The sequence below is a fragment of the Streptomyces mayonensis genome (assembly GCF_018982965.1).
GTDB classification, from domain to species: domain Bacteria; phylum Actinomycetota; class Actinomycetes; order Streptomycetales; family Streptomycetaceae; genus Streptomyces; species Streptomyces mayonensis.
Map to the genome: position 1 here is coordinate 80,747 of NZ_JACBYP010000016.1, position 21,796 is coordinate 102,542.

The 21,796-nt window shown below is 73.2% G+C and carries 22 protein-coding genes; 15 read left to right on the forward strand and 7 right to left on the reverse strand.

The window, feature by feature from the left end:
- The first annotated feature begins 44 nt into the window (after nucleotides 1-44).
- The 8 genes from HZS56_RS09040 (at nucleotide 45) to HZS56_RS09070 (ending at nucleotide 6,457) form a co-directional block, all read left to right on the forward strand.
- Entirely contained in the window at nucleotides 45-1,421 is a 1,377-nt protein-coding gene (locus HZS56_RS09040; protein ID WP_216720183.1) for an alpha/beta fold hydrolase, read from the forward strand.
- 80 nt (nucleotides 1,422-1,501) lie between these two features.
- Nucleotides 1,502-1,630, forward strand: a complete 129-nt coding sequence (locus HZS56_RS38700; protein WP_301542997.1) for a hypothetical protein — start codon at nucleotides 1,502-1,504, stop codon at nucleotides 1,628-1,630.
- A gap of 19 nt (nucleotides 1,631-1,649) precedes the next feature.
- The gene (locus HZS56_RS09045) at nucleotides 1,650-3,005 is read left to right on the forward strand and encodes a formylglycine-generating enzyme family protein (protein WP_216720184.1); all 1,356 of its coding nucleotides are present in this window, start codon (nucleotides 1,650-1,652) and stop codon (nucleotides 3,003-3,005) included.
- A complete protein-coding gene (locus HZS56_RS09050) occupies nucleotides 3,002-3,448 on the forward strand; it encodes a pyridoxamine 5'-phosphate oxidase (protein WP_216720185.1) in 447 nt (148 codons plus the stop codon). The genes HZS56_RS09045 and HZS56_RS09050 overlap by 4 nt, the downstream gene beginning before the upstream one ends.
- A 41-nt stretch (nucleotides 3,449-3,489) precedes the next feature.
- Complete coding sequence (locus HZS56_RS09055; protein ID WP_216720186.1) at nucleotides 3,490-4,398, forward strand: class I SAM-dependent methyltransferase; 909 nt, start codon at nucleotides 3,490-3,492, stop codon at nucleotides 4,396-4,398.
- Between the two features lie 196 nt (nucleotides 4,399-4,594).
- Nucleotides 4,595-5,296, forward strand: a complete 702-nt coding sequence (locus HZS56_RS09060) for a hypothetical protein (protein ID WP_216720187.1) — start codon at nucleotides 4,595-4,597, stop codon at nucleotides 5,294-5,296.
- 1 nt (nucleotide 5,297) lies between these two features.
- Entirely contained in the window at nucleotides 5,298-5,723 is a 426-nt protein-coding gene (locus tag HZS56_RS09065; protein ID WP_216720188.1) for a phage holin family protein, read from the forward strand.
- Nucleotides 5,699-6,457: a DUF3618 domain-containing protein gene (locus tag HZS56_RS09070; RefSeq protein WP_216720189.1), complete on the forward strand. Its 759-nt coding sequence runs from the start codon at nucleotides 5,699-5,701 to the stop codon at nucleotides 6,455-6,457. The genes HZS56_RS09065 and HZS56_RS09070 overlap by 25 nt, the downstream gene beginning before the upstream one ends.
- Nucleotides 6,458-6,603: 146 nt before the next feature.
- Here the strand turns inward: HZS56_RS09070 and HZS56_RS09075 are convergent, their stop codons facing one another.
- Nucleotides 6,604-6,831, reverse strand: coding sequence for a hypothetical protein (locus tag HZS56_RS09075; protein ID WP_216720190.1), 228 nt, complete (start codon nucleotides 6,829-6,831; stop codon nucleotides 6,604-6,606).
- 366 nt (nucleotides 6,832-7,197) lie between these two features.
- A complete protein-coding gene (locus HZS56_RS09080; RefSeq protein WP_216720191.1) occupies nucleotides 7,198-8,061 on the reverse strand; it encodes a ketopantoate reductase family protein in 864 nt (287 codons plus the stop codon).
- A gap of 79 nt (nucleotides 8,062-8,140) precedes the next feature.
- Here HZS56_RS09080 and HZS56_RS09085 point away from each other — a divergent pair, with 79 nt between their 5' ends.
- Nucleotides 8,141-8,773 carry a TetR/AcrR family transcriptional regulator gene (locus tag HZS56_RS09085; RefSeq protein ID WP_216720192.1) on the forward strand — a complete coding sequence of 211 codons (633 nt, stop codon included), beginning with the start codon at nucleotides 8,141-8,143 and terminating at the stop codon, nucleotides 8,771-8,773.
- Nucleotides 8,774-8,793: 20 nt separating this feature from the next.
- Here HZS56_RS09085 and glnA2 read toward each other — a convergent pair whose 3' ends face one another.
- Nucleotides 8,794-10,155: a gamma-glutamylpolyamine synthetase GlnA2 gene (gene glnA2 / locus HZS56_RS09090; RefSeq protein WP_216720193.1), complete on the reverse strand. Its 1,362-nt coding sequence runs from the start codon at nucleotides 10,153-10,155 to the stop codon at nucleotides 8,794-8,796.
- Nucleotides 10,156-10,490: 335 nt separating this feature from the next.
- Here glnA2 and HZS56_RS09095 point away from each other — a divergent pair, with 335 nt between their 5' ends.
- The 3 genes from HZS56_RS09095 to HZS56_RS09105 all read left to right on the forward strand — a co-directional run bounded on the left by HZS56_RS09095 (nucleotide 10,491) and on the right by HZS56_RS09105 (nucleotide 13,717).
- Nucleotides 10,491-11,159, forward strand: coding sequence for a thioredoxin-like domain-containing protein (locus HZS56_RS09095; RefSeq protein ID WP_216720194.1), 669 nt, complete (start codon nucleotides 10,491-10,493; stop codon nucleotides 11,157-11,159).
- On the forward strand, nucleotides 11,156-11,785 hold the full coding sequence (locus HZS56_RS09100) for a DUF305 domain-containing protein (RefSeq protein WP_216720195.1): 630 nt from the start codon (nucleotides 11,156-11,158) through the stop codon (nucleotides 11,783-11,785). The genes HZS56_RS09095 and HZS56_RS09100 overlap by 4 nt, the downstream gene beginning before the upstream one ends.
- A gap of 114 nt (nucleotides 11,786-11,899) precedes the next feature.
- A complete protein-coding gene (locus HZS56_RS09105; RefSeq protein ID WP_216720196.1) occupies nucleotides 11,900-13,717 on the forward strand; it encodes an NAD+ synthase in 1,818 nt (605 codons plus the stop codon).
- A gap of 70 nt (nucleotides 13,718-13,787) precedes the next feature.
- Here HZS56_RS09105 and HZS56_RS09110 read toward each other — a convergent pair whose 3' ends face one another.
- The 3 genes from HZS56_RS09110 to HZS56_RS09120 all read right to left on the reverse strand — a co-directional run bounded on the left by HZS56_RS09110 (nucleotide 13,788) and on the right by HZS56_RS09120 (nucleotide 14,818).
- On the reverse strand, nucleotides 13,788-14,237 hold the full coding sequence (locus tag HZS56_RS09110) for a VOC family protein (RefSeq protein WP_216720197.1): 450 nt from the start codon (nucleotides 14,235-14,237) through the stop codon (nucleotides 13,788-13,790).
- A gap of 66 nt (nucleotides 14,238-14,303) precedes the next feature.
- Nucleotides 14,304-14,558 carry a Txe/YoeB family addiction module toxin gene (locus HZS56_RS09115; protein WP_216720198.1) on the reverse strand — a complete coding sequence of 85 codons (255 nt, stop codon included), beginning with the start codon at nucleotides 14,556-14,558 and terminating at the stop codon, nucleotides 14,304-14,306.
- Nucleotides 14,555-14,818, reverse strand: coding sequence for a type II toxin-antitoxin system Phd/YefM family antitoxin (locus HZS56_RS09120; protein ID WP_019326160.1), 264 nt, complete (start codon nucleotides 14,816-14,818; stop codon nucleotides 14,555-14,557). Before HZS56_RS09120 ends, HZS56_RS09115 begins: the two co-directional genes overlap by 4 nt.
- Nucleotides 14,819-15,187: 369 nt before the next feature.
- Between HZS56_RS09120 and HZS56_RS09125 the strand changes: the two genes are divergently transcribed.
- Entirely contained in the window at nucleotides 15,188-18,199 is a 3,012-nt protein-coding gene (locus HZS56_RS09125; RefSeq protein ID WP_216720199.1) for a bifunctional [glutamine synthetase] adenylyltransferase/[glutamine synthetase]-adenylyl-L-tyrosine phosphorylase, read from the forward strand.
- 108 nt (nucleotides 18,200-18,307) lie between these two features.
- Here HZS56_RS09125 and HZS56_RS09130 read toward each other — a convergent pair whose 3' ends face one another.
- Nucleotides 18,308-19,174: a phosphatase PAP2 family protein gene (locus tag HZS56_RS09130; protein WP_374201108.1), complete on the reverse strand. Its 867-nt coding sequence runs from the start codon at nucleotides 19,172-19,174 to the stop codon at nucleotides 18,308-18,310.
- 501 nt (nucleotides 19,175-19,675) lie between these two features.
- On the opposite strand from HZS56_RS09130, the gene HZS56_RS09135 reads away from it, so the two are divergent.
- Complete coding sequence (locus HZS56_RS09135; RefSeq protein ID WP_216720201.1) at nucleotides 19,676-20,227, forward strand: sigma-70 family RNA polymerase sigma factor; 552 nt, start codon at nucleotides 19,676-19,678, stop codon at nucleotides 20,225-20,227.
- A complete protein-coding gene (locus HZS56_RS09140) occupies nucleotides 20,224-21,603 on the forward strand; it encodes a hypothetical protein (RefSeq protein WP_216720202.1) in 1,380 nt (459 codons plus the stop codon). Before HZS56_RS09135 ends, HZS56_RS09140 begins: the two co-directional genes overlap by 4 nt.
- Nucleotides 21,604-21,796 lie beyond the last annotated feature (193 nt).

A 21,796-nucleotide genomic window follows, 5' to 3' on the forward strand; every position in this document is an offset into this window, starting at 1 on the left:
GGGCGGCACCGAATCAGCACCGACCGAGCGAGGACAGGGGGCACATGACCGGCATCGCGCACGGGGACCTCGTGGTGGTGATCCCCGGCATCCTGGGCAGCACACTGGCCCGGGACGGGCGGCAGACCTGGGGGTACCGCCAGATCTTCCGCAACGTCCACCGGCTCGGCGACCGTCTCACCCAGGACCTCTCGCTCGACCCGGGAGTCTTCCGGCAGCCGGGGCGGGGCTGGGACGACGGCACGCGCGTCACCGGAGTGCTCCCCACCCTCGGGATGTTCCCCGGGCTCGTCGCCGTGGACGGGTACGACAACCTGCTCAAGCGGCTGCGGAAGCGGTTCCCCGGGGACCGGGACCACATCCACGCCTTCCCCTACGACTGGCGGCAGTCCAACGAGTACACGGCCCGGCGGCTCGCCCGCTTCGTGGAGCCCCTGCTGGAACGCCGCCGCCGCGACGTCCCCGGGGCGCGGGTCGTCCTCGTCGGCCACTCGATGGGCGGCCTCGTCGCCCGGTACTACGCCGAGTGCCTGGACGTGCGGGGGCTGGTCCGCCGGGTCGTCACCATCGGTACGCCGTACCTGGGTTCGGTGAAGGCGCTGACCGTCCTCGCCAACGGCTTCTCCCGGCTCGGGCCGGTGCGGTTCGGCCTCGGCGACCTGGCCCGTTCGCTGCCGTCGGTGGCCGAACTCCTGCCCGTCTACCCCTGCGTGGGCACGGCACCGGACCGGCTGGCGGCGGTGACGGAACCGTCGGACGTCCCGGGACTGCCCGCCGAGTCCTTCGACCGCAGCCGCTCCTTCCACCGGGCGATCGGCGACGCCGTCGCCGCGCGGGGATCCCAACGGCCCGTTTACCACGCGCTCCTGAGCCACTGGCAGGCCACCGAGCTGTGGGCGCTGGTCGACGGCGGCAGCGAGGTCCGGGGACAGCCGTCGACCGGTTACGACGACGGCGGCGACGGCACGGTGCCGCGCTGCTCGGCCGTCCCGCCGGAGTTCGCCGACGACGCGGGCGCCCTCTTCGTCGCGGGCCGGCACGCCGCCCTCCAGCAGCAGCCGGAGACGCTGGTGCAGCTGACCGGCATCCTCACCGCCCGCCCGAGGAGACCGCAGGCCGCCGCGGACGGCATCTCCGTCACGGCCGAGTCGCTGGTCGAGCCGGGGGAGCCCTGGCAGGTCGCCGTCCGCTCGGTCGAGCGCTCCGACGCCCTGGTCCTGACCCTGGCGGTGACGGACCCCGAGCGTCCCGACGCCGAACCGGTCGCCCCCGTCGCGCTGAAACCACGCGGCGACGGGCTGTACACGGCACGGGTGTTCGTCCCGGAACCCGGCCTCTACCGCTGGACCGTCCGCACCGAAAGGACGGCCATGACCCCGGTGGAACCGGTGACGGACGTCCTGTTGTGCACGTCGACGTGAACTGCCGCTTTCTTTACGCGAGTTGACGACTCTTCTAGAATGTGAAGCACATCGGCGGGCAGGAACCCGGGGAGGGGCACGTGGCAGTGCGCGACGAGGACACCGGCCGAACCGACCGGCCCGACGCGGGCGTTCCCGCCGACCACCCCTCGGAGGTGGACCGATTCCTCAACAGCCGTGACGCAGAGCCCGACGTGCACAAGTGGTAGCCGGACAGGCACGAGTGGCGTGACCGCGCGGCCCGAGGAGACCGACCGCCTCGTCGCCGATCTGCGGGCCGGTGCCGCGCGGCGCGACCCCGGCATCCACGAGCGGCTGATCGCCCTGTCCTCGCGCGACGACCGGTGGCCGGTCCGGGTCGCCTGCCTGCACATCCTGGCGGAACACTTCCTCGCCCGGGCCGGTACCGCGGCCGCCCTGGCCGCCGCGACACACGACCCGGTCGACTGGGTGGCGTTCACCGGCATCCGGCTGGCCGGCCGGCACCGGACGGACGCGGCGGTCCCGGACCTCATCAAGATCTCCGGATGGCCCAGCAACTTCACCCGTCCCGCCGCCCTGCGCAAACCCGTGGGATGCGGATCCGCCTTCGCCAAGCAGGCGCTCGTCCGGATCTTCGGCACCAGCGATCCGGACCGTCTGCGCGAACTGGAGGACGCGTTCTTCGCGCCGTGGCGGGACAGCGTCGCGGCCCGCCGCCGTCCGCGCAACAACGACGACGTCGTACTCGTACCCGAGGGCGCCGGCAGGCACGGCGCCGCCCCCGCCCCGAACGCCTACGGAATGGACGACACCGACAATCCGCCCCGCGAGGTCGTCCTCCCGGCGTTCCGGATCGACCGGACCGCGGTCACCAACGCCCGCTACAGCGCGTTCCTGGACGACGTCCGTGACAGTCCGGAATTCGACCACCCGGACCAGCCCCCGGGAAAGGGTCACGCGCCGGCCCACGCGAACGACCCCCGCTTCAACCGGCCGGAACTGCCGGTCGTCGGGATCGACTGGTACGACGCCTGGGCCTTCGCCGGGTGGGCCGGGGGCCGGCTGCCGAGCGAGGACGAGTGGGAGCGGGCGGCGCGCGGCACGGACGGCCGCACCTATCCCTGGGGCGACACGTTCGAACCCGACCGCGTCCACTACGTCGAGCGCGCCTTCTCCCGCCCCGTCCCGGACCTGGCGCACCTGGACGCCGTACTGGTGACCGCGGACCCGGACAGCCACCCGCCGGCCCCCGTGCTCCCGGCCGACAGCCTTCCCGGGGGCGCCGGCCCGTACGGCGCGCTGCAGATGTCCGGCAACGTCTGGGAGATGACCCGCACCAACTACTTCACCCGCCAGGACATGGACCCGTTCTTCAAGGGGCGGCGCCCGGTGGAGTTCATGAACAGAAAAGATGCCTTTCACGCGCTCCGCGGCGGCTCCTGGACTTCGCCCCCGCCATGCCTGGCCACGCACTACCGTGGGCGCGACCTGATCACCGACCGGCACAGCGAGGTCGGATTCCGGTGCGTGTACGACGTCGACGCCGACCCGGAAGCCGTCGGTGCCGCCCCGCTGGACACCGAGGGAGAGACCGCCCCATGACCGAGCCCGCCCGTTCCACCGCGCAGCGCAGGACCGACGCCCTGACCCGGCTGGAGAAGGACAAGGACCTGTGGGTGGCCACCGCCGCCGGTGACGCCCCCACCCTGGTGCCCCTCTCCTTCGTGTGGAGCGACCCCGTCCTGTACGTCGCCACGGTCCGCACCAACCCGACGGCCGTGAACATCGTGGAGTCCGGCCGGGCGCGCCTGGTGCTGGGCCACACCCGTGACGTAGTGCTCATCGACGCGACCGGCGAACTGGTGGAGAACGCCGACCTCCCGGCCGGGCAGGCCGAGGCCTACGCGGCCAAGTGCGGCTGGGACCCGCGCGAGTCGAAGGGCTACCGGTTCTTCCGGCTGGAGCCGAGGGACATCGAGTGCTGGCGCGAACTCAACGAACACGCCGACCGCCAGGTGATGACCGACGGCCGCTGGCTCGCCTGACACCAACGGGAGGGCCGGGTACGAGGGGAGGGCGGGGGACGGTGGGAGAGGGAGCGCACCCGCACGAGACGGTCGCCGCCTGGCTGCGCCGGGGCGTCCTGCCGGTCCGCTACATGTACACGGGAAGCGGCGCCGCCCTGCACATCGGGTTCGCCGAGCAGTACCCCGACGAGTACGCCGACGGCCGGTGCGCCCACGAGACCGACGTCCTCACCCGCGGACTGGGCCGCGCCCGACTCCCGGCCCAGGTGTGCGACATCGGCTCCAGCAACGGCGTGCACACCCACCAGTTCCTGGCCTGGTTCGCGCGGCAGCACCGGGGCCCGGCGCGCTACCTCGGCGTGGACCTCAGCCGCGAACTCCTGGCGGCGGCCCGGGAACGGAACCGCCCCCACACCTCGGTCGGGCAGCACTTCGCCACGTGGGACATGGAGTCGACGGCACCCGCGCCCGTGGACAGCTGGCGGGAGCCGGGCCCCGTCCTCGTCTGCCTCTTCGGCAACACCCTGGGCAACGTCGAGGACCCGGCCCAGGTGCTCCGCAACCTCTTCCACGCCGCACGCCCCGGCGACACCCTGGCCCTCGGCCTCTACGGACCGCCCCGGCCGGACCACCAGGACGACGCCGCCTACGGCTCACCGGCCGTCCGCGAGATGATCACCGGCCCCCTGACCGCGGCGGGCCTGCCCCCGCACAGTCTCGCCCTGCGCCTGGAAACGAGGGCCGAAGCGGTGGTCGGCACGGTACGCCTCACCGCCCCGGTCTCCCTGCCCGGCGCCCGCCTCCCCGCGGGCCACGAGATCCGCTGCTTCCTCTCCCGCCGCTTCCACCCGTCCGACGCCCACCGCCTCCTCCACGACACCGGCTGGCTCCTCCGCCCGCCCTCCGCCGCCCCGACCGACGGCCACTTCGTCCTGCTCGCGGAGCGGCTCCCGTCCCCGTCGGAGTGACGCCCCGTCCGCTCCTGCGACGGAGGGTGCGGATGTCGCCTCGGTGACCAGTCTGTCGCTCTGAGCCAAGGGGCCGAATAAATACCGGGCAAAACGTGTCATAAGCCCCTGAGCGGCCACCCGAAGTGAGACGGGCGGTCACGTGCGCCCCACCGGTGCACGGGACCGCAGCGGACGTCTGACGAGGAGACCGCCGATGAGTGAGTCCGTACAGACCGGAACCGGGGCGACCAGACAAAAGGCCAGGGCGGAGACGTCGGCCACGGCCGACCAGGCCAGACAGGCCGCGAGCCAGGTGGCGGGAACGGCCGCGGAACAGGCTCGCGGCGTGGCGGGGGAGGCGAGGCAGCAGGCGGGCTCGGCCCTGGGAGACCTGCGGAGCCGCGCGATGGGCGAGGCCGACGGGCAGACCAAACGCGCGGCCGGGCAACTGCGCCAGTGGGCGAGCGACCTCTCGGGTCTCGCGGCGCACGCCCGGGACGACTCCCCGGCCCGTGGCCTGGTGGCGCAGGCGGCGGACACGGGCAGCCGGGCCGCCGACTACCTGGAGGAACAGGGCGTCGAAGGGCTCGTGGGCGATCTGCAGCACTTCGCCCGGCGGCGGCCCGGCGCCTTCCTGGGTGGGGCCCTGCTGGCCGGACTGGCCGTCGGCCGCCTGGCGAAGGCGGCCAAGGCGTCCGGGACGGACGGTGCCGATGCCGGTGCGACCGGTGCGACCGGCGTGGACACCGACCGCGGCGCGGTGGGGCCGGGACGAGGGCCGGGACAGGGGCAGACCGTGCGGACCGGGCCTCCGGCGATCTCCGCCGAGGGGGCGTCGATGACACCCCCGCCGGGACCGCCGACCGCCGGGCCCTCCTCCGACGGTGCCCCCAACCGCGGACGCCCGGGGGTGTGAGATGGCCACGATCTCTCCCGTCCGAGGCGCGGGAGCACACCAGGAGGAGCAGGACCGGTCCGCGGGCCAGTTGCTGTCCGCGGTGACCACGGACCTGCAGACCCTGTTCCGGCAGGAGGTCGAGCTGGCCAAGGCCGAGGTCAGGGACGAGGCGAGCCGGGCGGGCAAGGCCGCCGGAATGTTCGGCGGCGCAGGCTTCGCGGGCTACATGGTCCTGCTGTTCCTGTCCCTGGCCGCGATGCTCGGCCTGGCCAACGTCATCGACGGCGGCTGGGCGGCGCTGGTCGTCGCCGCGATCTGGGGGATCGCCGGGGCCCTGCTCTACCTGAAGGGCCGCGCGGGGATGAAGGCCGTGTCGCCGAAGCCGGAGCACACCGTCGAGACCATGAAGGAGAACGCGCAATGGGCACGTCACCCGACCAAATGAGGTCCGAGATCGAGGCGACCCGCGACAGGCTGGCCACGGACATGGGCCGGCTCACCGAGCGGACCAGCCCCCGGCGCATGGCGCGGCGTCGCCGCGCACGGATGCGCCGCACGATGTCCGGCATGCGCAACCGTGTGATGGGCACGGCGCACGACACCGCACACGGCATGCGGGACACCGCGCACGGCATGCGGGACACCGCGCACGGCGTACGGGACACCGCCCAGTCGGCGGCCGGTTCCGTCCAGGAGGGCACCGGGCAGGCGGTCGGCACGGCCCGCGACGCGGCCGGACACGCGGCCGGACACGCGGCCGGTACCGCGCGCGACGTGGCGGAACAGACCAGCCATGCCGTCCAGCAGACGCCCGGCATGGCCCGCAGCCAGACCCAGGGCAACCCCCTGGCGGCCGGCCTGGTCGCCTTCGGGGTCGGCATGCTGGCCGCCTCCGTGGTGCCCGCCTCCCGCACCGAGCGGCAGAAGACCGCCGAGCTGATGCACAGCGACGCCCTGGAACCGGTGAAGCAGGCCGCGACCGAGTCCGCGCAGCATCTGAAGGAAGGCGCCAAGGAAGTCACCCAGGAGGCGGCCGAGGACGTGAAGGGCACCGCTGCCCAGGCCGCCCGCACGACCCAGGACGAGGCACGCGGCCAGGGCGGCAGGGTCACCGAACAGGCCCGCGACTCCGGCCGCAGCGTCGCCGACGAGGCCCGCAACCGCTCCGGACCCGGTTGACCGCACCGCACCCGCGGCGACAGGAAATCCCCGCACCCCGGCCCGTACAGGGCCAGGCTGCGGGGATTCCGTGCGCGGGGGCGCCTGCGGACGGCACCGACCCGGTGCCTACGCCCGGCCGCCGTCCACGTGCCCCGACCGGCGGATCAGACGCTGGTGGTACGCGCGTTGCCGTTCGCGGCGACGCCGTCGAACGCCAGCGAGGCGTCGAGACCGGCCGAGAAGCCGAGGGGACCGGCCTCGGCGTACAGGCCCGCGGCGGCGGTGCCGCCGGTCGCGATGACGGACGCCGCGGCGCCGGCGTTGCCGCCGGACAGCTGGTCCAGGTCCGTGTCGGGGATCTCGGCCGTTTCGACCCGGGGGACGAGGTTCATGGCAGGTCTCACCTTCGTGATCAGAGGGATGGGGAGCGGTGGACACACCCCGGCACCCGGAGCTGGGGGACTCCGGAACCGTTCCTTCGGCATGTCGTGTGCCGATCAAAACATGCGGGTGAACAGCCGGCCAGGAAAGCGCGGTCGACGGCCGCACCGGCGGCACGGCCGCGTTCACGTGTGTGCGAGTGCGGTCACGGAAAGGGGTTGCCTCTTCACGCGTTCCGCCCACCGTACGGTCCCCTGCCCGCCCCGGTCCGGACGGCAGGTCCGATCCGCCCTCTCCGTCCCCGGTCCGCGAGACCGCGGAGTGAACGGTGTGCGGGTCCGAGGGATGTTCCGGGTGCTCGACGCCTGCTCAGGGACTCACGAGCGGGCGCGCAACTGCTCTGCCAGCCGTTCGAGTTCGGCCACCGCGGCAGGTGAGCGGTCGTTGAGTCCGCTGTGCACGGCCGTCGGGCTCTTCAGGAAGCGCCGGAGCGCGGCCACGAGGAGTCCCTGCGGCAGAGTCCGCAACGCGGCGAACGCGCGGGGCACCGGCGGCGTCTCCAGTGCCGCGAGGTTCTCCCGCATGAGGTGGAGCATGCCGCGGACCGCGTCCGGGTCGCCGGCCAGCGCCACCGGGCCGCCCGCCGCGTGCACCGCCTGCCCGAGCGGCACCTCGAACGCGGCGTGCGTCCTGAGCCAGGCGTCCATCCGCGGCTCGGCCCTGGCGTTGATCCCGGCGGTACGGAACGTCTCCACGATCCGTTCCAGCCGCGGGGTGGTGCGGCCGTCGGGCTCGCCGACCGGCATCGGGACCCGGCGGGTGAGGAAGCCGCTCCTGCGGTGGCGGACCGCGTCGCCGTCCATCGTGCCGCCCGCCATGGGAAAGCCGAGCAGCACCCGTTCGGGTCCGATCACCGCGCCCAGCGGCTCCGGGCCGGCTGCCCAGTTGAGCTGGAACAGCACGTCACCGCGGACGTCGGCGAGTGCTTCCTGCACCGCGTCCACCTGGTGGGTGCGGACGAAGACGGTGATCAGGTCGTACGCGCTGTCCGGGTGCTCGATCACCGGTACCGGTACCCGTCTGACGGCCGTGCCGTCCCCCTCGACGAGCTGCACCCCGTGCCGGCGCAGCGCGGCCAGTCGCCCGCCCCGGGCGAGGAGCGAGACATCGTGGCCGGCCTCGTGCATGCGGGCCGCGAACAGGCTGCCGCACACCCCGGCGCCGTACACGAGCAGCTTCATGGGAGCCCCTTTCTCCTCTTTCATACGTTCGATTGAATCATACGTTCGTTTAATTCGCGGCATGGGTAGAGTCCCCCGTGTGGCGATCCCAGACACCCGTACCCAGCTCCTCGACGCGGCCGAGCAGCTCTTCGCCGAGCACGGATACCGCGGCACCTCGGTCCGCGCGATCACCAAACTGGCCGGAGCGAACCTGGCCGCCGTCGGCTACCACTTCGGGTCGAAGGCGGAGCTGATGGCCGCGGTCGCCCGCCGCGTGATCGAGCCCATCGACGCCGCCCAGCGCGCAGGGCTCGACACGCTGCTCGCACGGACCGCCGAACCGTCGGTGGGCGAACTGGTGGAGGCGTTCGCGGGGCCGCTGTTCGACGAGATGTCGGCCGAAGACGCCGGCGGCGCCCGGACGTCCCGGCTGATCGTGACGATCCTCAGCGACCCGGCCGAGGAGGCGCGCAGCTGGAGCGGCCCGGGTGCGGACACGGTCGGCGAGCGCTACCTCGCGGCCTTCACACGCGCACTGCCGGGCCTTTCCCCGGAGGAACTGCGGTTCCGGATGCGGGGAATGCTGGCCGTGACGGCCGTCGACCGCCTCGAGGTCCACCAGCAGCCCACCCCGGGCTGCGCGCCCCCGGCAGCGGGCGGGGCGGCGGCCCGGCGATGGGCGGTCACGTTCCTGACGGCGGCGATGAGCGCGCCACCGAGCCCGAACTGACGCCCCGTACTCCGCCCGCCCTACAGCACCGGCAGCGACCTGCGCAGCTCGAACGCCGTCACCTGGGAGCGGTACTCCTCCCACTCCTGGCGTTTGTTGCGCAGGAAGAAGTCGAAGACGTGCTCGCCCAGGGTCTCGGCGACCAGGTCGCTGCGTTCCATCAGGCCGAGGGCCTCGCCGAGGTTCTGCGGAAGGGGCTCGATGCCCAGGGCGCGGCGTTCCGCGTCGGAGAGGGCCCAGACGTCGTCCTCGGCGCCCGGCGGGAGTTCGTAGCCCTCCTCGATGCCCTTGAGGCCGGCGGCGAGGAGGACGGCGTAGGTCAGGTACGGGTTGGCGCCGGAGTCGATGGAGCGGACCTCGACGCGGGCCGAGCCGGTCTTGCCGGGCTTGTACATGGGGACGCGGACCAGCGCCGAGCGGTTGTTGTGGCCCCAGCAGATGTACGACGGGGCCTCGCCGCCCGCGCCGGCCGTGCGCTCGGTGCCGCCCCAGATGCGCTTGTAGCTGTTCACCCACTGGTTGGTGACCGCCGAGATCTCCGCCGCGTGGCGCAGCAGGCCCGCGATGAAGGAGCGGCCGACCTTCGAGAGCTGGTACTCGGCGCCGGACTCGTAGAACGCGTTGCGGTCGCCCTCGAAGAGGGAGAGGTGGGAGTGCATGCCCGAGCCCGGGTACTCCGAGAACGGCTTCGGCATGAAGGTGGCCTGGAGGCCCTGTTCGAGGGCCACCTGCTTCATGACCAGGCGGAACGTCATGATGTTGTCGGCCGTGGACAGCGCGTCCGCGTAGCGCAGGTCGATCTCCTGCTGGCCCGGCGCGCCCTCGTGGTGGGAGAACTCCACCGAGATGCCCATCGACTCCAGCATGGTGATCGCCTGGCGGCGGAAGTCCATGCCGATGTTCTGCGGGGTGTGGTCGAAGTAGCCGGAGTTGTCGGCGGGGGTGGGGACCGTACCGTCGACGGGCTTGTCCTTCAGCAGGAAGAACTCGATCTCCGGGTGGGTGTAGAAGGTGAAGCCCAGGTCGGAGGTGCGGGCCAGGGCGCGCTTGAGGACGTAGCGCGGGTCCGCGAAGGACGGCGAGCCGTCGGGCATCAGGATGTCGCAGAACATGCGGGCCGTACCGGGGGCCTCCGCGCGCCACGGCAGGACCTGGAACGTCGACGGGTCCGGCTTGGCGATCATGTCGGACTCGTAGACCCGGGCGAAGCCCTCGATCGCCGAGCCGTCGAAGCCGATGCCCTCGTCGAAGGCCTGCTCCAGCTCGGCCGGGGCCACGGCGACGGACTTCAGGAAGCCCAGCACGTCCGTGAACCACAGGCGTACGAACCGGATGTCGCGCTCCTCCAGCGTCCGGATCACGAACTCCTGCTGCTTGTCCATCTTCCGCTTCCCCATCCTCGCTGGTCAGGCCGCCTGTCTCCGGTACGGCGGGAGGCGGTCGGGCACCTGAGCATCACACCACAGGACCGTTTCGTACGCGTTGCGGGCCTCGGCCGGCCGGCTTGCCCCGTGACCGCAGCGTAGAGGCCACCTGTTCGATCGGGCCATTCCTGGATCCGGCACCGATCCGGCACCGCGCCCGTCCCACGGTCTTCCCGGGGCGGATCCTGTGACCTCCCTACGAACGAGCCGCCCTGCGCCATTACGATCAGCTGACCCATCGACCCTGTTCTTTCCGTCCGTTCCCAGCAGTTTTCCCAGAAGGGCAACACCCCATGGGTTCCGCCAAGAAGAGCAGCAACACGGCGCGACAGGCCCGCATAGCCGAGATGCGGCGTGCCGAGGAGGCCCGCGGCCGCCGGAACCGGATCCTCACGATCGCGCTCAGCACCGTGGTCGTCGTCGGCCTCGTGGCCGGCGGCGTCGTCCTCGTGCGGTCGCAGTCCGACGACTCCTCCGACGAGGCGGCCGCCGAGGGCAAGGCCTCCGGCAAGTTCGTCACCGGCGAGGACGGGGTGCGGACCTGGGACGGCGACCTCGGCCGCAACCACGTCACCAAGAAGGTGTCCTACCCCGTCGAGCCCCCCGTCGGCGGCGACCACAACCAGGTCTGGATGAACTGCAACGGCGACGTCTACACCAAGCCCCTGGAGAACGAGCACGCCGTGCACTCCCTGGAGCACGGGGCGGTCTGGGTGACGTACACCGACAAGGCGCCGAAGGCCGACGTCGAGAAGCTGGCCGCCAAGGTCAAGCAGACGCCGTACTCGCTGATGAGCCCCGACGACAAGCAGAAGGACCCGATCGTGCTGACCGCCTGGGGGCACCAGCGCACGGTGACGGGCGCCGACGACCCCGACGTGAACACGTTCTTCGAGAAGTTCGTCCAGGGCGAGCAGACCCCCGAGCCGGGGGCCGCGTGCACCAACGGGCTCTCCCAGTGACCCCGAAACGGGCCGGCTGGATCGCGTCGGGCGCCGCCGCGGTGCTCGTCGCGGCCGGCGCGATCACCTACGCGGTCGCCGGGGACGAGGGCGGCTCGGACCGGGTGCCGTCCGCCGACTCCGCCGACGCGGGGTTCGCGCGCGACATGTCGGTCCACCACCAGCAGGCCGTGGAGATGTCGTACGTCGTGCGCGACCGCACCGACGACGAGGAGGTCCGGCGCCTCGCGTACGACATCGCGCAGACCCAGGCCAACCAGCGCGGCATGATGATCGGCTGGCTCGACCTGTGGGAGCTGCCGAAGGTGTCGTCCGACCCGCCGATGACCTGGATGGGCATGGGCGGCGCGCCCTCCGCGGGCGAGGGCTCGCTGATGCCCGGGATGGCCACCGACGCCGAGATGGACAGGCTCGGCACGCTCGACGGCGAGCAGGCCGAGGTCTACTACCTCCAGCTGATGACCGAGCACCACAAGGGCGGCGTCCACATGGCCGAGGGGTGCGTCGAGAAGTGCTCGGTGGGGGTGGAGAAGCGGCTGGCCCGGGGGATGGTGGAGTCGCAGGAGTCGGAGATCCGGCTGATGGCGGACCTGCTGGCCGCGCGGGGTGCCGAGCCGCGGAGTTGAGGACGGGCCGGGCCCGGGCGGGGCCTTGGCGGGCCGGAGCCCGTGAGGCCGTGGACACGAGGCCGAAACCGGCGCGTCACCCCATTGCGTCGTTCTGACGATTACACTGGCCGTGTGCCACGCCTACGACTCGCCCTGAACCAGATCGACTCCACCGTCGGCGACCTCGCCGGCAACGCGGAGGCGGTCCTCCGCTGGACCCGGCACTCGGCCGGGCAGGGGGCCCACCTGGTGGCGTTCCCCGAGATGATGCTCACCGGGTACCCCGTCGAGGACCTGGCCCTCCGGTCGTCCTTCGTGGAGGCCTCCCGCGCCGCCCTGCGCTCCCTCGCCGCGCGCCTCGCGGACGAGGGCCTGGGCGGGCTGCCGGTGGTCGTCGGCTACCTCGACCGCTCGGCGGACGCCCGGCCGAGGTACGGCCAGCCGGCCGGCGCCCCGCAGAACGCGGTGGCCGTGCTGCACGGCGGCGAGGTGGCGCTGAGCTTCGCCAAGCACCACCTGCCGAACTACGGCGTCTTCGACGAGTTCCGCTACTTCGTGCCCGGCGACACCATGCCCGTCGTACGGGTGCGCGGCGTGGACGTGGCGCTGGCCGTCTGCGAGGACCTCTGGCAGGACGGCGGCCGGGTGCCGGCGGCGCGCTCGGCGCGGGCCGGGCTGCTGCTCTCCGTCAACGCCTCCCCGTACGAGCGCGACAAGGACGACACCCGGCTCGAACTGGTCCGCAAGCGCGCCCAGGAGGCCGGGTGCACCACCGCCTACCTCGCGATGACCGGCGGGCAGGACGAGCTGGTCTTCGACGGCGACTCGATCGTCGTCGACCGGGACGGGGCGGTCCTGGCGCGGGCGCCGCAGTTCTCCGAGGGCTGCGTGGTGCTCGACCTCGACCTGCCGGCGGCCGCGGAGGCCGGGGCACCGACGGGCGTGGTGGACGACGGGCTGCGCATCGACCGGGTGGTGCTGTCCGAGCAGCCGGTGCCGGAGCGGCCGGTGCCCGAGCGGCCGATGCCCGGCCGGCCGGTGTCCGGGGAGACGGTGTCCGGGGACGGGCCCGCGCTGTCCGGTGGGCACGCCGAGCCGCTGGACGACGACGAGGAGGTCTACTCGGCTCTCGTCGTCGGGCTGCGCGCGTACGTCACGAAGAACGGCTTCCGCTCGGTGCTGGTCGGACTGTCCGGCGGCATCGACTCCGCGCTGGTCGCGGCCATCGCCTGCGACGCGGTCGGCGCACAGCACGTGCACGGCGTCTCGATGCCGTCCCGGTACTCCTCCGAGCACTCCAGGGACGACGCGGCCGAGCTGGCCCGGCGCACCGGCCTCAACTACCGCACCGTGCCGATCGAGCCGATGTTCGACGCGTACATGGGGGCGCTGGGCCTGACCGGACTGGCCGAGGAGAACCTGCAGTCCCGGCTGCGCGGCACGCTGCTGATGGCGCTCTCCAACCAGGAGGGCCACCTCGTCCTCGCCCCCGGCAACAAGTCGGAGCTGGCGGTGGGTTACTCGACGCTGTACGGCGACTCGGTGGGCGCGTACGGGCCCATCAAGGACGTGTACAAGACGTCCGTCTTCCGTCTCGCCGAGTGGCGCAACCGGGCGGCGGCGGCCCGGGGGGAGACCCCGCCGATCCCCGAGAACTCGATCACCAAGCCGCCGAGCGCGGAGCTGCGGCCGGGCCAGGTCGACACGGACTCGCTGCCGGACTACCCGGTCCTCGACGCGATCCTCGCCCTGTACGTCGACCGGGACCGCGGCGCGGACGAGATCGTGGCCGCCGGCTACGACCGGGAGCTGGTGACGAGGACCCTGCGGATGGTGGACACCGCGGAGTACAAGCGGCGGCAGTACCCGCCGGGCACCAAGATCTCGGCCAAGGGCTTCGGCAAGGACCGCCGCCTGCCGGTCACCAACCGCTGGCGGGAGACCGGCTGAGGGGACCGGCGGGGGCCGGCCGAAGGGACGGGCAGGGGCGGCCCGGCCGGGGCGGCGGGGGAGAGACCGGTCAGTCGTCCCCGCCCTTGAGGTCCGCCAGGACCTTGTGCAGCGGCTCCGCCTCCCGGCGCCGGTACTCCTGGATCGCCCAGCCGTTGCCGTCCGGGTCCTTGAAGTACATGAAGGTGGCGCCGTCGTCCGGCGCGTACTGCACCGGTTCCGACACCTCCAGGCCGCGCGCGGTCAGCTCCGCGTGGGCCGCCTTGATGTCGGCGACGCACAGCTGGAGCGCCTGGTACGAGCCCGGGCCCGGCCGGGTCTCGACCTGGGCCATGTCCCAGATGGTGTCGCCGAGGGCGATCGAACAGCCGGAGCCCGGAGGCGTCAGCTGGACGATGCGCATGCCCGGCATGACCTCCTGGTCGATGTCGACGTGGAAGCCGACCTTGTCGCGGTAGAAGTCCCGGGCGCGGTCGATGTCGGTGACCGGGAGCGGGATCACTTCGAGGGTGAAGTCCATGGCGTGGCTCCTTCGACGTCCTTGGTGGGGCACGTTGTGAGCACGATGCGGGCTGTCATCAGTGATTCAGTAGTGGTAGCGGGCCTGCACGATGACCAGGACGCCGTCGGCGGGCTTGTACACGAGTCGGTGCGTGTCGTCGATGCGCCGTGACCAGTAGCCCGACAGGTCGCCCTTGAGCGGCTCCGGCTTGCCGATGCCCTTGAACGGGTCACGGGTGATGTCGGTGATCAGTCTGTTGATCCGCTTGGTCACCTTCCGGTCGCTCTCGGCCCAGTGGACGTAGTCCTCCCAGCCGTGGGACGTGAAAGTGATCCTCACGCCCGCTCCGCGTCCGGGTCGATCAGCTCGCGGTGCCGTGCCTCGCCCGCCTCGGCCTCCGCGATGGAGTCGAGCAGGCGGCGGGCGTTCTTCGGTGAGCGCAGGAGATGCACCGTCTCCGTCCACGCCGTGAAGTCCTCCTCGGACATGAGTACGGCGTTCCCCTTGCGGGAGGTGATGTGTACCGGGGCATGGTCCTCGTTGACCTGCTCTATCAGCGGGAACAGGTTCTGACGGGCTTCGCTGGCGGTGATGGACATACCGGAGCCTCCCTTCCTGGGCTGGTACAAGATATCGTACGAGTCCCGGGGCGGTCCACCGGAGAGTCCGCCGGGGACCGGGACCGGTTTCACCGGAGGGTCCGCCGGGGACCGGGACCGGTTTCACCGGAGGGTCCGCCGGGGACCGGGACCGGTTTCCACCGGAGGGTCCGCCGGGGACCGGGACCGGTTTCACCGGAGAGTCCGCCGGGGACCGGGACCGGTTTCACCGGAGAGTCCGCCGGGGACCGGGACCGGTTTCCACCGGAGGGTCGCCGGAAAGCGCGGCCGGTCCCGGCGCCGTCGCGCGGCTGCCCGGCTACGCTCGGGCCGTACCCCTTGATCCCCGAGGCCCGACAGGAGGCCGAGATGACGGCGCCGGGACGCAGAAGCAGTACCTTCACGCGACTGCTGCGGCACGGCTTCACCGATCCCTCGGCCGCCGAGCGGCTGCTGGACGGCGCGGAGCTGGCCGAGGTCCGGGCCGACCCCGTCCTCCTCGAGGCGCTCGGCGCCACCGCCGACCCCGACCTCGCCCTGCACGGCCTGGTCCGGCTCCTGGAGGCGCAGCCCGGCCCCACCGCCCGCCAGGAGCTGCTGGACACCCTGATAGCGGCCAAGCCGCTGCGCGACCGTCTCCTCGGTGTGCTCGGCGCCTCCGAGGCGCTCGCCGACCACCTCGCCCGGCACGCCGGCGACTGGCAGGCCCTCGTCACGTACGAACCACGCGACCTGCACCGCGGCGTCGAGGAGTTCGAGCAGGGCCTCGCCGGGGCCACCGACCCGGTGTCCCTGCGCGTCGCCTACCGGCGCTGCCTGCTGTCCATCGCCGCCCGCGACGTGTGCGGCACCATCGACGTCGCCGAGACCGCCGCCGAGCTGGCCGACCTCGCCACCGCCACCCTGCGCGCCGCCCTGGCCCTCGCCGAGGCCGCCGCGCCCGAGGACGCCGCGCGGTGCCGGCTGGCCGTGATCGCGATGGGCAAGTGCGGCGGACACGAGCTGAACTACGTCTCCGACGTCGACGTGATCTTCGTGGGCGAGCCCGCGGCGGGCACGGACGGCGACGCGGACGCCGACGAGACCAGGGCGCTGCGCGCCGCGACCGCGCTGGCCTCGCACATGATGCGGATCTGCTCCGAGACCACCGTCGAGGGCTCGATCTGGCCCGTCGACGCCAACCTCCGCCCCGAGGGCCGCAACGGCCCGCTGGTGCGCACCCTCAGCAGCCACGTCGCCTACTACCAGCGCTGGGCCAAGACCTGGGAGTTCCAGGCGCTGCTCAAGGCCCGCCCGGTGGCCGGCGACCCCGGCCTCGGCGCCGAGTACGTCGCCGCCCTGCAGCCGCTGGTGTGGCAGGCCGCCGACCGCGAGAACTTCGTGCCCGACGTGCAGAAGATGCGCCGCCGCGTGGTGGAGACCATCCCCGCAGCCGAGGTCGACCGGCAGCTCAAGCTGGGTCCTGGCGGCCTCCGGGACGTGGAGTTCGCCGTGCAGCTGCTCCAGCTCGTGCACGGGCGCTCCGACACCTCACTGCACAGCGGCACGACCCTGGACGCGCTGGAGGCGCTCGCCGCGGGCGGCTACGTCGGCCGGACCGACGCGGCCCAGCTCGACGAGGCGTACCGCTTCCTGCGCTCCATGGAGCACCGCATCCAGCTGCACCGGCTGCGCCGCACCCACCTCGTGCCCGAGGACCAGGCCGACCTGCGCCGCCTCGGCCGTTCCCTCGGCCTGCGCACCGACCCGGTCGACGGGCTGCTGCGCGCCTGGCGGCGGCACTCCTCCGTCGTGCGCCGGCTGCACGAGAAGCTGTTCTACCGGCCGCTGCTCGACGCCGTCGCCCAGCTCGCGCCCGGGGAGGCCCGGCTCAGCGCCGAGGCCGCGCGCGAGCGCATGGTCGCCCTCGGGTACGCCGACCCGGCCGCCGCCCTCAGGCACCTGGAGGCGCTGGCGTCCGGGGTCACCCGCAAGGCCGCCATCCAGCGCACCCTGCTGCCCGTGCTGCTCGGCTGGTTCGCCGACTCGGCCGACCCGGACGCCGGACTGCTCAACTTCCGCAAGGTCTCCGACGCGCTCGGCAAGACGCCCTGGTACCTCAGGCTGCTGCGGGACGAGGGCGCCGCCGCCGAGAACCTCGCCCGCGTCCTGTCCGCCGGGCGGCTCGCCCCCGACCTGCTGATGCGGGCGCCCGAGGCCGTCGCGCTGCTCGGCGACGGCGCCGCCGGGGGACTGGCGCCGCGCGGACGCCCCCAGCTGGAGCAGGAGGTGCTCGCCGCGGTCCGCCGCGCCGACGGCGCCGTGCAGGCGGTCACCGCGGCGCGCGGGGTCAGGCGCCGGGAGCTGTTCCGCACGGCCGCCGCCGACATCGTCGGCTCCTACGGCACCGAGGCGCAGCCCGCCGAGGCCGACCAGGGCGCCCTGGTGGACCTGGTCGGCGGCGCGGTGTCCGACCTGACGGCGGCGACCCTGGCGGGGACGCTGCGGGCGGTCGTGCGGGAGGGGTGGGGCGACACCCTGCCGACCCGGTTCGCGATCATCGGCATGGGCCGCTTCGGCGGGCACGAGCTGGGCTACGGCTCGGACGCGGACGTGCTCTTCGTGCACGAGCCCCGGGACGGGGTCGGCGAGCGGGAGGCGGGGGACGCCGCGAACAAGGTCGTCGCCGAACTGCGCCGCCTGCTCCAGGTGCCGAGCGCCGACCCGCCGCTGCTGATCGACGCCGACCTGCGGCCCGAGGGCAAGTCCGGGCCGCTGGTGCGCACCCTGAAGTCGTACGAGGCGTACTACCGGCGCTGGTCCCTGGTGTGGGAGCGGCACGCGCTGCTGCGGGCCGAGTTCGTGGCCGGGGACGCGGAGCTGGGGCGGCGGTTCACCGAGCTGATCGACCCGCTGCGGTACCCGGCGGCCGGGCTGAAGGAGGACGACGCCCGGGAGATCCGGCGGCTGAAGGCCCGGATGGAGTCCGAGCGGCTGCCGCGCGGGGCCGATCCCAAGCTGCACGCCAAACTGGGGCCGGGCGGGCTCTCCGACGTGGAGTGGACCGTGCAACTGCTCCAGCTGCGGCACGGCCACGGGGAGGCGGGGCTGCGGACCACCAGGACGCGGGAGGCGCTGGCCGCCGCGCGGGACGCCGGGTTCGTCTCGGAGGAGCACGCGTCCACCCTCGACGAGGCGTGGGTCCTGGCGAGCCGGGTGCGCAACGCGGTGATGCTGGTCCGCGGACGGGCCGGGGACACCTTCCCGACCGACATGCGGGAGCTGGCGGCGGTGGGGCGCTACCTGGGGCACGGGCCGGGGCACGCGGGGGACATGCTGGACGAGTACCGGCGTACGGCCCGGCGGGCGCGGGCGGTGGTGGAGGACCTTTTCTACACGTAGCCACCACACGTAGCCACTGCACATCGCCATTGCACATCGCCACCGCACGTAGCCAGGGGCGGGCCGGGGGTGGGCGCGCTGCTCGCCGCACGACCGCCCGCAGCAACGTCAGGCCCGCCCCGGCACCCACAGCCTCCGCCGCCCGGCCCCCGGCACCGCCCGCGGCAGTGCGTACGGCATCCGCCCGTACCACACCACGGCCACCCCGTACCCGAACGCCAGGCACAGCAGGCCGCCCACCGCGTCCAGCCAGAAGTGGTTCGCCGTCGCCACGATGACCACCAGCGTCAGCGCCGGGTACACCAGCCCCAGCACCCGCACCCACGGCACCGAGGCCAGCGCGAAGACCGTCAGCCCGCACCACACCGACCACCCGATGTGCATCGACGGCATCGCCGCGTACTGGTTGGACATGTTCTTCAGGTCGCCGGACGCCATCGATCCCCAGGTCTCGTGGACCATCACGGTGTCGATGAAGCTGCCGCCGTTCATCAGGCGGGGCGGGGCGAGCGGATACAGGTAGTAACCGGCCAGCGCGACGCCCGTGGTCGCGAAGAGGACCAGCCGGGTCGCCGCGTAGCGGCCGGGATGACGGCGGTACAGCCACACCAGTACCCCGAGAGTCACCACGAAGTGCAACGTGGCGTAGTAGTAGTTCATGCCGACGACGAGCCAGGTCACCGAGTTCACCGCGTGATTGACCGACTCCTCGACGGCGAGGCCCAGTTGCTGCTCGACGCGCCAGATCCAGTCGGCGTTGCGCAGCGCCTGCGAACGCTGTTCCGGCACTGCGTTGCGAACGAGTGAGTACGTCCAGTAGCTGAGCCCGATGAGCAGGATCTCGAACCACAGGCGGGGCCGGCGAGGGGTGCGCGGGCGACGCAGGAGGCGCCGCCCCGTCCGCTCGGGGACGGGGTGCGGAACGCCGTCCTCCAGGCGCTCCCGAGTCCTCGCGGTCGCGTCACCCATAGGCATGAAGTCTGCCAGAAAAGCCCTTCACCACCGATCATCCCGCAGGAGGAGCCGACCCGCATCCGACCCGCATTCCGACCCGTATTTCTCGCCGCATCCGCCCCGCATCCGCCCCGCATCGAGGTGGTCGCTGCGGCCCGGGCGGCGGCGTGCGGCGGCGGTGGGCACAAGGGCTCCCCGGGGGCTCCCCGGGGGCTCCCCGGGCAAGGCCGTTGTCTGCTCTCCCGCAGCCATGTCCCCCTCGGGGGACCGTGGTTCACCGCGGCCGGCCGGCAAAGCACCGGTGTTAACCGGCCGTTCACTCATCTGTTTGTATGCATGAGCCATTGACTTGTACCGTGCTGATCTCCGGTGTCCCTTGCCCAGGACACCGCTTACCACGGCGTTATCCTGCAAAGACTTCTGTGAGTGAGCTACGGACGGCCGGTCGGCGCGGACAGCGGTCGGTTCCCCTCCCGTCCCCTTGAGCAAAGGTTTCCGCGGAAACCGTTGGAGAAGACGCACATGACCACCGTCCGTGGGACGCCCGCCTCGCGACCGCCCTCGGCCTCCGAGGTGCCGGTCGCCGAGCGGTACCGCCTCCGGCTCCTGCGTTACGTGAACCGTCTGACATCCGGAGACACACACCGCGCGGAGGACGTCGTCCAGGAAACGATGCTGCGGGCCTGGCTCGCCTCCCGCAAGGCCGCGGACGCCGACACCCGGCTGGACGCCGACGACGGCCACCTGGCCGCGTGGCTCCACACGGTGGCCCGTAACCTCACCATCGACGTGCACCACCGCAACCGTGTCCAGCCCATCGGCATGATCCCCCCTCATCTGCTGGAGGAGGCGTCGGACGGCCGCGACCCGGCCGACCTCGCCGCCGACCGCATGGTGGTGACCGCCGCGCTGTCCCGCCTGACGCCCGACCACCGGGCCGTGATCGTCCGGATCTACCTGTGCGGGGAGTCCGGACCCGAGGCGGCGCGCGCCCTCGGCATACCGAACGGCACGGTCAAGTCCCGAGTGCACTACGCCCTGTCAGCCCTGCGACGGGAGATACCCGCGGCATGAGAAACGCCGACCCCTTCGAGATGATCGACCGCCACCGGGACACCATCTTCCGGGTGCTCGGGCTGCTGGCCCTGGCGCTGATCGTCTTCCTGGTCCTGCGCCACCTGGCCATGCGGCAGGGCGGCTGGGGCGCCGCGGCCCGCCGGGTACGACGAGAACTGGCCATCTCCGCCCACGCCTTCGCCGCACCGGTGCGTTCCTGGGCACGGTACCGGCGGACCCGGTCGCTGCTGGTGCGGGGACTGCGGCGGCAGACCACCTGGCGGGACGCCGAGCGGGCCGTCGCCGCCGCCCGGGAGGCCGCCGCGCCGTTCGGCGGGATCCCGTACGCGGTGCTGGTGGACGACGAGACCGTCACCGTGCTGCTGGCCGGCCGGGACCTTCCCCAGGCCGACGAGGCCGTCCCCGGGACCTGCTGGTGGACCGCCCCCGGCGATCCGCCGAACCACTGGACCGCCGCCCGCCCCGACCTGCCCGCGGTGGTCCCGGTGCCGGACCTGCCGCACCCGGTCCTGGTGGCCGTCGGCGCGCGGGACGGGTCCTGCGCCTTCCTCGACGTGGCCGCCGGCCGGAGGATCCTGACCGTGCAGGGCGACCCGAGGTGCGTGCCCGCCCTGCACCAGGCGATCGCCGCCCAGCTCGCCGCGCGCCTGCCCGCCGGACTGGTCGTCGTCGCCGAGGGGGTGCACCACCAGTACGCCGGGACCGAGATCCGCACCGCCTACCGGACCGCTCGCGAGATGCCGACGCGGCACGGCATCGCCCCGGTGCTGGTCGCGGCGGAGCTGCCCGACCCGCTGCCGCCCGAGCTGACCGGCCCGCCGGAGTCCGCGCCCGGTCCGCAGATCGTCCTGCGGGGCACCGGCCGGGGCCAGCGGCGCACCCTGACGACCGACCGGCACGGCCGGATCGCGCTGCTGGGCACGCCCCTCGTGCTGGAGGGCAACGCGCTCAGCCGGGCCGTTGCCCGGGTCCTCCCGGACCTGCCGCCGGTGCTCCCCCCGGTCCCGCCGTCCGCCGGCCGGCCGGACCGGGTCTTCGCGGAACTCGACGAGGAGGAGTCCGTCCTGCTCTCCGGCGAGGACGCCGAGGACGACTGGGGCACGACGGGCGGTGCCTCCCGGCCGCCCGCCGCCGAGCGCGACGAGCGCGAGGGCGAGGCGGATGCGGGCGCGGATGCGGGCGCGGATGCGGATGCGGACGCGGAGAAGGCCGCCGTGGCCGGGGAGGGCGCGGAGGAGAAGACCGCCGTCGCCGGTCCGGGCCGGCGGGGCGCCGAGCGCCCGGGTCCGAACCGGCGGGGCGGCGAGCGCCCGCGTCCGGGCGTGGCCGCGGCCCCGGCCGGCCGGCCCGCTCCCCGCATTCCCCGTCCTTGACCCGGCGACCGGGGGCCATGCCGGCCGGCCGTACGGGGCGGGCAGCCGGACCCCCCGCCCGTTCCGGCCCCCGCCCGGCTCCGGGCCCCGACGGGCCGGGGCCGCCCGCGCCCGCGGGGGGCCGCGCCTGCGCTTGCGCCGGCGCCCAACCGCCCGCGGGCCCACCGCCCGGTCCACGCGGTGGTACAGGCGG